The 13,333-nt window shown below is 33.3% G+C and carries 12 protein-coding genes and 1 pseudogene; 1 reads left to right on the top strand and 12 read right to left on the bottom strand.

Features of this window, described 5'->3' with window-relative positions:
• From AACZ92_RS10110 to AACZ92_RS10060, 11 genes and pseudogenes are all read right to left on the bottom strand, one after another.
• Window positions 1-288, bottom strand: a pseudogene (locus AACZ92_RS10110) (hypothetical protein); the annotation flags it as partial.
• Between the two features lie 75 nt (window positions 289-363).
• Window positions 364-615, bottom strand: coding sequence for a hypothetical protein (locus AACZ92_RS10105; RefSeq protein ID WP_339700636.1), 252 nt, complete (start codon window positions 613-615; stop codon window positions 364-366).
• A gap of 51 nt (window positions 616-666) precedes the next feature.
• Window positions 667-1,314 carry a hypothetical protein gene (locus tag AACZ92_RS10100; protein ID WP_339700633.1) on the bottom strand — a complete coding sequence of 216 codons (648 nt, stop codon included), beginning with the start codon at window positions 1,312-1,314 and terminating at the stop codon, window positions 667-669.
• Between the two features lie 158 nt (window positions 1,315-1,472).
• Window positions 1,473-2,207 carry a hypothetical protein gene (locus AACZ92_RS10095; protein WP_339700631.1) on the bottom strand — a complete coding sequence of 245 codons (735 nt, stop codon included), beginning with the start codon at window positions 2,205-2,207 and terminating at the stop codon, window positions 1,473-1,475.
• A gap of 48 nt (window positions 2,208-2,255) precedes the next feature.
• Window positions 2,256-2,798, bottom strand: a complete 543-nt coding sequence (locus AACZ92_RS10090; RefSeq protein ID WP_339700628.1) for a hypothetical protein — start codon at window positions 2,796-2,798, stop codon at window positions 2,256-2,258.
• A gap of 29 nt (window positions 2,799-2,827) precedes the next feature.
• Complete coding sequence (locus AACZ92_RS10085; protein ID WP_339700625.1) at window positions 2,828-3,712, bottom strand: hypothetical protein; 885 nt, start codon at window positions 3,710-3,712, stop codon at window positions 2,828-2,830.
• 76 nt (window positions 3,713-3,788) lie between these two features.
• Window positions 3,789-3,995, bottom strand: coding sequence for a hypothetical protein (locus AACZ92_RS10080; RefSeq protein WP_339700622.1), 207 nt, complete (start codon window positions 3,993-3,995; stop codon window positions 3,789-3,791).
• Window positions 3,996-4,177: 182 nt separating this feature from the next.
• Window positions 4,178-4,531 carry a hypothetical protein gene (locus AACZ92_RS10075; RefSeq protein ID WP_339700619.1) on the bottom strand — a complete coding sequence of 118 codons (354 nt, stop codon included), beginning with the start codon at window positions 4,529-4,531 and terminating at the stop codon, window positions 4,178-4,180.
• Window positions 4,532-4,600: 69 nt separating this feature from the next.
• Window positions 4,601-5,254: a hypothetical protein gene (locus tag AACZ92_RS10070; RefSeq protein ID WP_339700616.1), complete on the bottom strand. Its 654-nt coding sequence runs from the start codon at window positions 5,252-5,254 to the stop codon at window positions 4,601-4,603.
• Between the two features lie 41 nt (window positions 5,255-5,295).
• Entirely contained in the window at window positions 5,296-7,809 is a 2,514-nt protein-coding gene (locus AACZ92_RS10065; protein ID WP_339700613.1) for a hypothetical protein, read from the bottom strand.
• A 524-nt stretch (window positions 7,810-8,333) separates the two neighbouring features.
• The gene (locus AACZ92_RS10060; protein WP_339700610.1) at window positions 8,334-9,842 is read right to left on the bottom strand and encodes a T9SS type A sorting domain-containing protein; all 1,509 of its coding nucleotides are present in this window, start codon (window positions 9,840-9,842) and stop codon (window positions 8,334-8,336) included.
• Between the two features lie 717 nt (window positions 9,843-10,559).
• Between AACZ92_RS10060 and AACZ92_RS10055 the strand changes: the two genes are divergently transcribed.
• Complete coding sequence (locus AACZ92_RS10055; RefSeq protein ID WP_339700607.1) at window positions 10,560-10,820, top strand: hypothetical protein; 261 nt, start codon at window positions 10,560-10,562, stop codon at window positions 10,818-10,820.
• Window positions 10,821-10,922: 102 nt separating this feature from the next.
• On the opposite strand, the gene AACZ92_RS10050 is transcribed toward AACZ92_RS10055, so the two are convergent.
• Window positions 10,923-13,229 carry a T9SS type A sorting domain-containing protein gene (locus AACZ92_RS10050; RefSeq protein WP_339700604.1) on the bottom strand — a complete coding sequence of 769 codons (2,307 nt, stop codon included), beginning with the start codon at window positions 13,227-13,229 and terminating at the stop codon, window positions 10,923-10,925.
• Window positions 13,230-13,333 lie beyond the last annotated feature (104 nt).

Raw genomic sequence — 13,333 nt, 5'->3', positions numbered from 1 at the left:
CTCTTGAAAATACATGAGTTCTTGTATGATAGATAGTTCGAAATTGAAGTCTTTAAAATCAATGAGTTCTTCCCTTATTTTAGGAATTGTGTATTGGTCAGCAGGCATATACTGTCGCCTATCTTCATCAAGTAGTTCCTGTAGCAATTGGCCTAAATTCTCTTTGGTATTGCTCGACATATGGGTACCTCTGGTCTCCACACCAGTTTTCAACCACTTAACCAATTTGGAATCGGTGTTTAGATGGTTTTCCAGGCCATCGAAATAGCTTACATCAACATGTTTCATGAATTCGATACCTAAAGATTCTTCTATCTTGTAAATTAATTACGGAAAATCATCAGGACTTTCTACTGCCGGCCATTATTTTAACTGTTGCGATTCTACTCTAAGGTTGTTATTTGGACGCCATTGTACTTGGTATAACTGATCAGGTCTGTCTAATTGCACTAACCAATATTCGTCATTTGAAACACGCAAAGTGAGATAGAGATCTTCTGGTTTTAATTTATTCAATGAATACAACCAGTTTTCAATATTGCAAGTAGATATGGTAAATAAGATTGATTGATGTGCTGGCAGTGTAACATCTTTCGTGGACAACCAATTTTTCATAATTTTTACTTTATTTTATTCTTTGTAAAAACTTTGAGCCGCTAATCGCCCCTATTTATAAGTTCCAAGAAAAAACACATCAGGTTGTTGCAGTTTTTCCTTAAAAGCTTGGGTAGGCGTTGCTTTAAGTCCTAATTGAAGATAACGGGTGAAGTTACCCATTCTAGGTTTTTTCCTAATAAGCCTCAAAGCCACTTTGTTTTCAACCTCACTGTATCCAAGTATGGTATAACTATATACTGTGAACTGATTTTCTGGATATTGGATTTGATTATTCAACAAATTGAGAGCCTCTTTGAACGTTTTAGCCTGTTGTAACTTAAGCGTATCTATTCCACATAATTTCTTTACATAGGGATCATTTTTAATGGCCGTAAGCAGAGAAGTTTCATCAACTATATTGAGAATATTATAAGGTTCTTGGGTTGCTACGTTTATGGTAGTAATTGTGCTAAAAGCGGTTGGGTGACCACCCCAATAGTCAGCCATATTCCGTTTATATGACAGCGCATTACCTACTAAAGATAAGGGGGCGTAAGTAACATACACATAAGGCCTTATACCTTGTTTTACTAGTTCTTGCGCATTGTTTTCTTTTAAAATTTTCTTCTCTTCTACATTGGCATTATAAATGGTGTCATTTTTATAGATTGCTTTTTTGCTTGTAATCAACAATAAATCTGATTGATACAATACCATATCGGAGTCGGTTTGTTGCCCGTAAAAATATATTGGTAAAGCAACAAACAATAAGAATGTACAACACTTCATAAGCCCAACATCAATTTATTATAATGGAAGTTTTTACGCAATTATTTCTATTTTATTTGAAATTGATTCTTGACTAAAATTATTTTTTAAAATGAACAACCTCCATTGATCATATCATCCAACGAAGGGTTATAAGCGTTTTGTCTGGCTATAAAAAATATACTTTCTTTTTCTTCTTCAAGAAAACTGGATAAAGCACAAAAATCAGTTAGCGAATCATTAAGGTCAATTTTAATTTCGGAAGACGAACTAATTCCTTCAAGCCCATTGAGAGATACTAGATTTATATTATTGGTAATTAAAAGTGAGGATACGACATTTAAGTTTTCTAAACCACTCAGGGAGGATAATGATAAATTATCGAAAAGGTAAAATTGAGTTCCAATATGTGTAAGGTTTACTAAAGAACCTAAATTTTCAAGTTTATCATTATTCTTTATCCTCAAATTAGTGGAGATATTAGCTAAATTTTCAAGTCCATTTAATGAAGTTAATTCAGCATTATTTTCAATCAATAAAAATTTCACCTTTTGAATATTTTCTAAACCTTTTAGCGATTTTAAGCCTTTGTTGTTTTTAATAAAAACACCATTCACTTGTTCTAAGTTTTGCAACGCACTTAAATCTTCGATTTCATATGTAAAATCTATAATTAAATTACCAGAAATTGTTCTATATGATCGAATAGCTTCATTTTCTATATCTTTTATGGAGTTAATCTCTAAATTACCTTGTAAATGGGTAATGGGGGTTTGCACTCTATCATCATTGCTACACGAAGCCAACATGATAGACAAGAGTATATAAATAGTTTTTTTCATTTGTGCTAAATTTATAATTAATACAGTATTTAAAAGTTTGTAGGAGGGTTATTCCCCATATCTTTCGAATTGTGCTTCCATCCAATCATTAAATAGTGAATTGGTTACATTCATGATTTCATTGCCTTTTACAGGTATTGTTACATTAAATTCTTTAGCAACCCACTTTCTGAAGTCTGAATTGATTGTTTTATCATTTTCACAGTTAGATACTTTTGGAGCTACATTCATATCTGCCGATCCTATTTCATCGTGACCTATTGACAGCAACCTTAAAAAATCAACAAAAGTATCTGTCAGAGTATGCAACTCTCCTCCTTCTGAACCTAAATGAACCACTATTTGGTTTCCTTCATCATTCACCCAAAACGAGAAAATAGAACCATCTGGTCCTGCACCGAAAGTTCCAAAACGGTGGGAAACATCATCAAAACCAAACCAGTGCTTTATAGTTTCTCCATCATCAGCTCTTAGCTCAAAACAATCACCTACATATCCGTTTATGTCAATCCAGTCGCATAGTTTTTGTAACGCGTCGGGCAGTACAATCGTTTTGGAGATGCCTTTTTTAATTTTTAGATACGTACTCATCGACAATTTTGTTTTTTACTTTAAAAAAATCAATCAATATATTTAATACTTGTTCTGGTTGTGCTAATTGAATTTAATCCCTTTATTCTATGAGGACTAAGTTTTGTGTTAATTATTTCGCTTCTGTTCCATTGAGCTTTTTTTCCTTTAAAAATGTTTCTAACCGTAGTTTTTAAATTACTTTGTTGATTGGTGTTGTATATAACATACTCGTCTGGGTCCATCCCTTTATCAATCCTAAGTTTTACCTCTTCTCTTTTTTGGATGGTCTCTAACCCTTCATTCAAAATATAATTTCCCTCCGTATAGTTAAATGATTCATTTAACACCATTGTTAAATAGTGTGGTGTTATATATTTTTTAAATTCAGCCTGTGGGTCCTCCCTAAGGCTTAAGTCCTTGTCATAAGCTTCCCAATCGACTTTTCCTGATGCATACATAAAATTTCCTTCTTCAGTTCGTTCGTACAAAAAAGTATGCCCTTGTAATTTCTTATAGGTTGAAAAAAGCGTATCAATTTTATCTTGTTTTTCCTTTTCAAATGTCGCAGAGAATGATTCTCCTTCAATATATGTCGTATCTAAAAAAGTATTATAAACCACGTTATATATAGCTGTAGGAACTGCTATTGAGAATTGTTTAAGTTCAACATTATATGTGTTGTCTTTATTTTTTAAAAGCTCTATTTCAACTTCCTGATTTATCACTGAAGGATTATGCGACGTGATAAATTCACTACCAGTTCCATTTTTCTGCTCTATATGCAAAATATATGTACCACTTAGATCATTTGGTTGCGTGATTGAGATTGTTTTTTGTTCATTACCAGTTTTGCCATCTTTACAGGCTCCAAACAAGAAAAAAAGTGAAAGACAAACTAATTGAACTGTGTTCTTTTTAATAGTGGAAATCATTTGTTAATTTTAAATTAAGGAATCAAAAGTACTTAGAGCTACTGAGCTGTACCTCCCTGAAAACAGGTATATTTTTTCAGGTTTTTACCAATAACAGATATGAATAATCGTATTCTTTTAAATAATAACTATTGTTCAATTTTTTTAAAGGGCTTTTTAGCTTTAGCATACGTGGGGTTTTAACCTTCCAATCACCTTTTACATCACTGGAATCTATAGGGCATATCGATTTAAAATGATCAACATTAAAAGTGATTTTATAAAAATGGTTTTCTGGAAGCATCGGGTTTTTGTAATGATCCCTTTCAAATGGAAAGTATTTGAATATATTGCACCGCTCTGTTTTACAGTATTTTTTAAAATTTTTCCTAATCATGAATATGGAGTCGTTATTCGCACTGTTCCTAGCTTTCCACACTCCTTGAAGTAGCGTTTTTGTTTCCGATACTGATGGGGCTGTCCTCATCAAACAAATGGTGTCCAACACTCTATGGGCTCCTTTTTTTTGCCTCCACCATATTCGTGAAAAAACTCGATGGTTTTGTTTTTAAAGCCATTTCTTAAAATAGGCTCTGTGTACATAACGGGTGGTGCCTCATGAATTAGAAATTCAGTTAATAAGAATTGATTGTATCGCAGCTCAGGAAGAAAAAAATGTCCTGTACTGTCTGTTCTTGTTTCAGCTACTGCGCAATTTTCTATGGGTTGCTTGTTGATGTCAACAATCACTCCGGATAACGCATGCCTTTCTAGCCTGGAGACACAGCTTGTTAGACTCCAAAATAATAAGCTATACACAATAAAGTGTTTTGTTTTCATTGGTTTGGCTATTGTATGGTTTCTATAATTTCAGAGTAAAGAATTTTACTATACCTAAGAGGCGTTTTTTTATTTATTAATTCGTTTCAACAACTGATTAAAATCATCTTTCAGTCGCTTCTGTTCTCCATCTAAATAATATTGGGCAAAAGGAGCCCCACAACTTAAGTCGCTTATCTGTCGAATAAGCGTACCTTTCTCGAAAAAACTCCGGTCTTCTATAAGCGTGGATTTTTCAGCATCAAAAACTGCATTGTCATTGTTTTCTTGTTTACTGCTATCATCCCAGCTTAGTGGCCTGTTGTATTCGTATCGTTTTTCCAAAACAAATGATAGCGCTCCGTCTAGGGTATAAAATTCCTGAATGATTTTACCCATCTCTCCAAAATGGGTGACAACTATTTTTAAAAGTATTTTATTGAGGTAATAATAGGTTGCAGTTCCTCCTTCGGTTGATTGCTTGATTGCTTTTGTTACTGTAGCTGACCAAGCTGTAATCGTATCGATTTTTTTATAATTCTTATGAATGGGTGCCAACTTTGCTCCGAGGTACTCATCGTACACAGTGTCGGTTTGTGCAGTGTCTTGCCCTTGCTTTGATTTAATGGTTATTTCAGACTCTAAACCTTGTTTATCGATTTCATTTTTAACGGTATGTTTTTTCCCGTTGTGATGGCACCCCAACAAAAGCACTGCCATAAATAAGGTTATCAGCTTTTTCATATTTTTTTTTCAGGGTTATAAAAGTTTAATATCTATTTATATTATTGTTGTTTATACTCTTTAATGAACAGCTGGTGGCTATAAACATAATCTTCAACCCCTGTTATATAGCTTAGGATCATTTCTTTATAATTTTTATATAGCATTGTATTTATAGTACCTTCAAATATAAGTTGATCTTCTTTGTTATACAGCTTTATCTCCATAGTAGCGTTGTTTTTAGTCAATTTTGAATAAGCACTAGAGCGATAACGACCGCTTACTTTTACCCATACCGTCCCTTTTATTAATTTTCCGTCTTCAAAAATAGCGGTTGTATAAGGGGCGTTGTTTTTATAGTAAGTAAGTTTTCCTTGAATTTGATTTTCTTTTTCACTATAGGTCAACAACCTGTTTTCTTTTAGATCATAAATAGTAGTGTTTATTTCATTTTCAGAAGGGTATATCAAAACCTCTCTATAACTCTCTCTTTTTTTTATCTGTTTTACAAGTCTTCCTTGTTTATATTCCATCTCACTTCCATACATAGGTTTTTTAGTTCCTTCGTAGGGTTCTCCTTCTTTATATAGAAGCTTTGAAAGCTCGTTGCCCTCTTTGTCATAATAAATGGAATATCCTTCTTTTACGTCGTCTTTATAGTTTATTTCACTTGTTTTTTTTCCGTATAAATAATTAATAAAAGTTCCATGTTTTTTTCCGTTTCTATAGAACCCTTTTTTTTCAATAGTTTTCTCATCGTCTTCATATTCAATGCGCACTCCATTTTTAACTCCTTTTAGCACTTCTATTTTCTGTCTCTTTTTTAAGTTATAAATAGTCCCGGTGGGTTCGCCGTCTTCAAAAGTGGCTTCGGCAATTAGTTTTCCCTCTTTAGAGTAAAATTTGGCTTCACCATTGAAATCTATGTCTTCCCTTAATATTATATTGTGCGAACGAGCATTTTTTGTATATACTTTTTGATAGGTTTTTTGTTTTATAAATTCCCCATATTCTTTTTCAACAATGGCTTTTATACGGTCTGAACGATAGAAGTATTTATACTTGGTTCCTGTTTTGGTTTTATAATCATATTCAGCTAGTTTTTCGCCTTTTTTATTATAAAAAAGACCTTTTTGCAAGGAATTATCAACATTTTGATCATAGTAGAATTCCGTGCGTTTATTTCCATTACTGAAGTATTTTATTTCCTTTATAAGTTTTTCTTCTTCATCATATATTTTTGTTTCTTGAAATCGTTCCTCTTTTCTTTTCCCGTATGTTTCTTCGTAGTCATAGGTTGTTTTTTTAATTATTTTTCCACTCCTATATTCTGTCACTGCAGAAATCCTTTGGTTATAATCCACGCTATAGAGGGTTCCCTCAATAGGTATAGGGGAGTAGCCGTTTTCTAATGCATGTTGGTAGTATCGTCCTGGCTCTAATTTCACCTTTAATGTTCCTAGTTTTGTTCCTGAAGGATTATAAAAAGTGATTACAGCATTTTTTAAAGTTGCGAACAATAAACCTGTATTGGGGTGGTATATTGTTGCGGTTGTAACGACATTATCTTTATAGGTAATAATATTGTTACTCCTCATTTTTATAGTACCATTTAATTGATCGTTCTTATTTTCAAGCACACCAATTTTCTTACCTTCATCAGTAAAGGTTACCGTTTTAATTCGTTCATTATCATCAAAATAGTCTTCCCGTATTAAAATTCCGAAGGTGTTAAACTCTTTTTGGTTTGTTTTATGGCCATTCTCATAGGTTTCTATCTTTTTTACAGTTTGCCCATCATGATAAAATTCAATTAGGTTTCCTTTATCATAGTAGAGCTCGCTTAGTTTACCAACATATTGGATGGCACCTATGGTTTTACCTTTTAGGTTATAATATGTTTTTTTTAATTGAATTGTATCAAATACACTACGTTTATTCCCATTTGGGTAAAAGGATTTAACTTGAAACTCTTGGCCATTTTGAATTACATTTATATTTTCTACCCGCATAGGATCTGAATAGTAGTCAACCATTATGCCCTTAGCATCTCCTTTTTCTGAATAGAAATAAGTACCTATTAACTCTCCATTATTACCATAAAACAACGTTTTTATATGAGTTCCCGTTTCTTCATAAATTCTTTTAAAACGGATTCCTTTTCTATCGGTATCAAAGTAGGTTTTAGACAACATCCTGTCATTTTTATATGTAATTTCATAAGGTGTTCTCCTTGTTCCTTCAGATCTATAAAAAACACCTACCCCATTTAGTTTGTTATCTCTATAGTTGAATGATTCTTTTACCTCTCCTTTTTTATTATACCAAACAGCCTTTCCTTCTAAATGAACAGAGTCCTTGTATTTGGAAAACCCCGTCATTTGCTTCGTTCCATCAATATAATAATCTTTAATACTATAAAGTTTTCCTACTTTTTTTACGGGTAGTCTATAAAAAGAAGCCTTTTCTTTATTGGTTTCCTTCCAATCACGATTAAACCAAAGGGTATCGTTTTGTGCTTTAGAAACGCTACAATAGGTGAAAAACAGTAAAAATATTGTGAATTGAATTTTCATTATATTATTTATTAATATTAATGATATTAAGAGACCCTGTATAAAGCTCCTCTTTAAAAAAGGGGCAGACATATACTATAATCGTATTACTACTTAACAACAACCTTTTAACATCAATACAAATATCTTGTAATAGTAAAAGATATTTATCCCTATTTTCAGGGAGATTAAACGGTACGCTATATGCAGTTTTCTTAAGTTTTAAATAGATGATGGTTTATAGGCTATTGATATTAGAAATCAGTAGTGTCAACAAAATAGCTTATTTTGGAAGGCTCAGCACAGATTGCTTCAAGACCCTATAATGAAGCTTTAGGTAATTGACTATTAGTTATTTAAAATATTTATTGTCAATTGTTATAAGAAATATTATTTACTCAAAGGCAAGGTGTAGTTTCTCAAAAAACCGATAGTATTTAATTATGATAAAAAGAAGGTTCAATTTATTCTATTAACATAAAACAAAAGGCCGTCTAAATTAAAGACAGCCCCTTGTAGCATTAACTGTTAACTAAAATTAAGCTTTACTTGCTCTTCTCTATTTTTTTTGTAGTTACTTTTCCTTCGGTATCAATAATATTGAGAAAATAAACCCCCTCAGAAATATCTGAAATAGTAAGCGTGCTTTCTTTTTTCGCTAGAACGTTTTGTTGTTTTACTATCATCCCTAATTGATTTATCAAAACTATCTTACTAATTGAATTTCCCTTACTTTGAATGGTTATTTCATCAACAGCCGGAACAGGATATACTGCAATTTTATTTTCTAATTGATTCTCGTTAAATTCGTTACCTAACAACAATTCATCCCTGAAAATATAGACGGAGCCCGCTCGATCTATTTCATTACCACCTGTGGTATCATGATCTTCCCAAGGTGCACCGGTAATTATTTGATCATTGAATAAAGCTACACTCCAACCAAAAAAATCTTCTCCTGCAGTATCAGTTCCTTGGATTGTTTCCTCTTCTATCCATTCTCCATTAACATCTTTTTTATAGAAATATAGCTCGCCTGGATCAAAACCATAGGCGTGAGGCGCACTAACTACTAAATGCTTTTCTTTAATTTCGGTACTCCAACCAAATTGTGCACTTTCAGATGCCGGTGTACCTACTAATTTTTGTACTTCCTGCCATTCACCAGAACTATCTTCTTCATATATATACGCTGCTCCTTCCTCTCCATTGGCTCCATAAGCACCTACAACCAATTGATTTTCATATAGGCTAACTGAACTTCCGAAAAATGAATCGTTTGTAGCGTCTGACGCCATTAACTGTTGTTGATACTCCCAAACGCCTTCAGAGTTTTTTTGGAATATATAGACCGAACCTTTTCGATTGGCTGTTTCATTTGCTCCTATGGCTATTACATCACCAGATATAGAAACCCCTATGCCAAATGTTTCACTTGCAGGTGTATTGGGGCTAACCAATTTTTGCTTTTCAGTCCAGTTTCCAGACTCATTTTCAAAAACATAAGCAGCACCTACCCATCCATTCTCTCCCGGAGCACCACCTATTATAGTATTTTCTTCCACATCTAACGAAGTAGGGTTCATCCCTAATTTTGCATCGCCGCTGTAATCTGCAGCATGTAATTTTACTTCAAAATCCCACGTATCATTACTATTATTAAAATTATATACATATAATGCACCGGCTCTAACGGTTCCTTCTACATCTCCTCTACCCGATGCTACCACTAAGTAATCATCGCCAAACTTAGAGGCCCCTCCAAATTCAGCCATGTCTTGAGCATCGAAAGCTGTTAGTTTTTGAGCATCATCCCAAATACCTTCACTATCTTTTTTGTAAATATAAGCCGCTCCCGCTGCAATGGTTTCCCTTGAAGCTCCTACTATAGCGTAATTATCTTTAATATCAACTGAAGTGCCATATTCCGCACGACTTTCTCTGTCTTGACTTACTACTTTTCCTGTTTGTGTAAATTGTGCCAGTGCGGTTGTTACAGAACCCACTAAACAAGCAGCTGTGAAAATTGCTTTGGTTATAGTTGTTGTTTTCATAATTCTATATTTATTTTTATTAGTTATTATTTTTTCTTGGTTATCAAATTAATTGGCCTTGATTATGCGCTTAGAAAGTGTCTCTTCAAAAGTTTTTAATTTTTCTAACTTATTTTGAATCATAAATATCATGACTAATCTGTATAAGTAAGATATTTTATAAAGCAGGCATTTTTAATATAAAAGCTGTTGATAAATTTAAATAGAAGAAGATTTCTATTGAATAGTAAACGTGTGAAATTTTGTGACATGTCTCTAATAAAGTTGTGACAATTAACTTAACCTATTGCTTTGCATCGCATTGCATTGTATTTGATTCCAGTTTTTACAAACCGAGATAAGTTGATGTACATAATAAACAGACAGCCTAATGGTTTTAACTATTAAAATTTTAGCATTTTGAATTTATTCAAAAGTCCCTCAAATTAAAAATTACAGAAAACCATAACTTTGTAGGTGTGCAAAAATATTTAATGAAACCCTTCAAATTATTAATACAAATGATAAAAGCAGATACGGTACTTAGCGAAGAAGGACTAACCGAATTGATCGAAAGTTTTGACTCTATATGAAAAAGGGTTGTTCATTCTATAGCCAGATGATGTAGAAAGGGATGTAAAATTTGTTTTTGATGTTTATATACGAGAATACGTAGCATTTAATGGAAAGAAGACCATCGATAATTTTTATCAACCTAATAGTTTTACAACCGATTTTTTGTCGTTCACAACAGGTAATAAAGTAAAAATATGGCAAGAAAACCGTCTTTTACTAGTTGGCGATTTGTTAATCAACATGAATTTAATAACCACAAAGGTCGGTCTCAAAAAACCACCAAAAATGTTTACCAAATATACTGCTGAAAATAATAGGTCGGTTATGAAATTAGCCGACTTGAAACCGAATATCTTATGCTTTGGCCATGGCCCAGTATTATATAACGAAGGTCAACTAGATGCTTTTGTTAATACTTTATAATAGGCTTACAATAATTTTCTTACAAAAAAAAGCCTCCAGCTTATATACAACTATAAGCATAGAGACCTCCCCTACTATTAACTAACCTAATCATTAACTTGCTTACTCTTTTATAACTCGCTTTATAAAGTAATTTCCTTTTGCATCTTTTATTTTCACAAAATAAACTCCAGTTTCCAACTGCGATATATTAATCTGTTTAACCGTAGAAGCCTTTTTTACCTGCTGCCCTAAGCTATTGAATATTGCTACTGAAACGACATCACCTCCGTTTTCTTGAATGTTAATAATAGAATTTACAGGGTTAGGATACACTACAAAAGGATTCGTATTTTCTTCAAAACCAGTTGTGCCTAATTCTGTTAGATCAATAGTGTATTTAATTAATCCCAAATCGTAGGTTGCTAAGTAAGCATCTACATTCTCTTCTTGAAATTGATAGGTCATACTTCCTGACCCTACGTGGGCTATAGCTTCAAAAGGTACTTCTTGCCATACTTCCCCTCCATCTGTAGTATATAAAAGTTGTGCATCTCCCAATTCATGAGAATAAATAGAAGCTACGGCATGGTCTTCATCAACAGACGAGTAATTTACCTTCCGAACGTTATCCGCTTGGTACGTTTGCTCCCAATTTTCTGCATTGTCGGTAGTTTTGTAAATACCATTGCTTGCTGTAACAGTAAGCTCTTCTGGATTAAACGGACTTTTTTCAATATCAAAAATAATATCTGTGGATGGGTTAATGTTTAATCCGTTACTTTTTTCTTCCCAAGTATCGCCGCCGTCTTCTGAACGATATACATGCGCCCCTACAGTTATGTAAACTATACTTGAATTGTCCTCTTCAATGTATACATCTGTTAGTATATCTGATTCTGGTAATATTACTGAAGTAATAACTGGATTATTGATATCACTGAAATCAATAATTTTACCGCCTTCATTTAAAAAGCAGGCCCATATAACATTTGAATTATTAGGGTCAGTAGTTAAGTTTATTATTTTGTCATTAAAATTACCATATAAAAAAGAATAGTTTTCTCCATAATCATCACTTATATTTAAAGAGGATCCTGTAAAACCACTTTCATACTTATAAACCCGCCCCATTGTTACTTTATCTGCAATATAGGTAGGTGCATCCCCAGAGAAAATATAATCCAATGGCAGTAGGCCATACGGCTCTTCTGCTCCGGTTTCCATATTTCTATGAATTAAGCCTCGCTGTACACCATAATACAAGTGACTACCTGTTCCTTCTTGCAACAATGCCGAAGTAACTGGATAGAACGGATTATAAAGCTGGGTAAAAGTTTCACCGCCATCTTGAGACAATAACGGATGATAGTTTGCATTTATAAATAATTCATCTGTTTGAAAAGGGTTATAGGAAGCATGCAAGCCATAATAATACCCATTAGGGTTATCTACTGAATGGATATAGTTTTCCCAAGTATTCCAACTATCGTGAGTGACAACAATTTCGTTTTCTTCTAATACTATACTCGTCTCCGGGTTTTGGGGATCGTACGTAATACTAACTATATTATCAAGTGTTACATCTTCCCAAGTAATAGGAATTATATCCCACGTAGCACCGCCATCTGTTGAGCGGTATAGGTTTTCCTCGTGTCCAGAAATATATCCTATGTCGGTTCCTATTAAAATAGTATTAGCGTCTTGAGGGTTAAAAGTTATCGGGCCATAGGCATTGCCAGGAATTTTTTCTTCCCAGGTTATTCCTGCATCTTCTGAATAAAACAATCCCCCTCCACTAGTATTTCTACCATTACCCCGAGCAATAAATAATTTCTCAGGATTATCTGGGCTAATGGCTACATTGTTAGGGAAAACACCATCATAATCTTCATTATAATATAGCATTTCCCATGTATCACCGCCATCGGCAGTATAGTATACTTTAGCAAAGCTAGTGATACCTATTTTATACCCCTGATGTATTATGGCTATATCTGAGTTATCTTCGTACACGGAATAAGAGTCTATCCAAGCCTTTACAGAACCAGAAGTGATTGGCGGTGTATATTGCCTCGCTATTTCTTTAGTGTCTGTATTAAAAAAATAAAGAGCATTATCAGTAATTGCTTCTGTGGATTGCGCTATAAAGGTTAACGTATTATTAGAAAGTATCCTTAAATGTTCAAGCTGTACTCCATTTTCAGGGAAGCTATATATAATGTCCCAGTTCTCCCCTTTATCAATTGACTCAATAAGATGACTCCCTTGTGTAAGCGCATAGAGTTTATTTTCTATTGTAGGATGAAACGTAATATCATAAATTCTTCCATAATCTTCAGCACCTTCTAAAGTAATTTGAGATTGTGCAGACACACTGCCTGTAACTAGTGTAAATACCACTGTTACATAAAATAGTAATTTTTTCATATCTGTTGTTTGTTTTTTGTCAATTCAAATGTTCTAAAAACACCTAAAATGAACAAAAAACTAGACCTAAAAAGTGTGACATGTTTTGGCAAAAGTGTGATGAA

It is taken from the genome of uncultured Marixanthomonas sp. (assembly GCF_963974425.1).
In the GTDB taxonomy this organism is placed as follows: Bacteria; Bacteroidota; Bacteroidia; order Flavobacteriales; family Flavobacteriaceae; genus Marixanthomonas.
The sequence above is the reverse complement of the archived record's forward strand: the minus strand, read 5'-3'. Positions and strand labels throughout refer to the sequence as shown.

Bases quoted from the DNA above. Each gene is read 5' to 3' on its own strand.
- AACZ92_RS10095 (WP_339700631.1), bottom strand. From the start codon at position 2,207: ATGAAAAAAACTATTTATATACTCTTGTCTATCATGTTGGCTTCGTGT.
- AACZ92_RS10090 (WP_339700628.1), bottom strand. From the start codon at position 2,798: ATGAGTACGTATCTAAAAATTAAAAAAGGCATCTCCAAAACGATTGTA.
- AACZ92_RS10065 (WP_339700613.1), bottom strand. From the start codon at position 7,809: ATGAAAATTCAATTCACAATATTTTTACTGTTTTTCACCTATTGTAGC.
- AACZ92_RS10080 (WP_339700622.1), bottom strand. From the start codon at position 3,995: ATGCTTCCAGAAAACCATTTTTATAAAATCACTTTTAATGTTGATCAT.
- AACZ92_RS10105 (WP_339700636.1), bottom strand. From the start codon at position 615: ATGAAAAATTGGTTGTCCACGAAAGATGTTACACTGCCAGCACATCAA.
- AACZ92_RS10100 (WP_339700633.1), bottom strand. From the start codon at position 1,314: ATGGTATTGTATCAATCAGATTTATTGTTGATTACAAGCAAAAAAGCA.
- AACZ92_RS10060 (WP_339700610.1), bottom strand. From the start codon at position 9,842: ATGAAAACAACAACTATAACCAAAGCAATTTTCACAGCTGCTTGTTTA.
- AACZ92_RS10070 (WP_339700616.1), bottom strand. From the start codon at position 5,254: ATGAAAAAGCTGATAACCTTATTTATGGCAGTGCTTTTGTTGGGGTGC.
- AACZ92_RS10050 (WP_339700604.1), bottom strand. From the start codon at position 13,229: ATGAAAAAATTACTATTTTATGTAACAGTGGTATTTACACTAGTTACA.
- AACZ92_RS10085 (WP_339700625.1), bottom strand. From the start codon at position 3,712: ATGATTTCCACTATTAAAAAGAACACAGTTCAATTAGTTTGTCTTTCA.
- AACZ92_RS10075 (WP_339700619.1), bottom strand. From the start codon at position 4,531: ATGAAAACAAAACACTTTATTGTGTATAGCTTATTATTTTGGAGTCTA.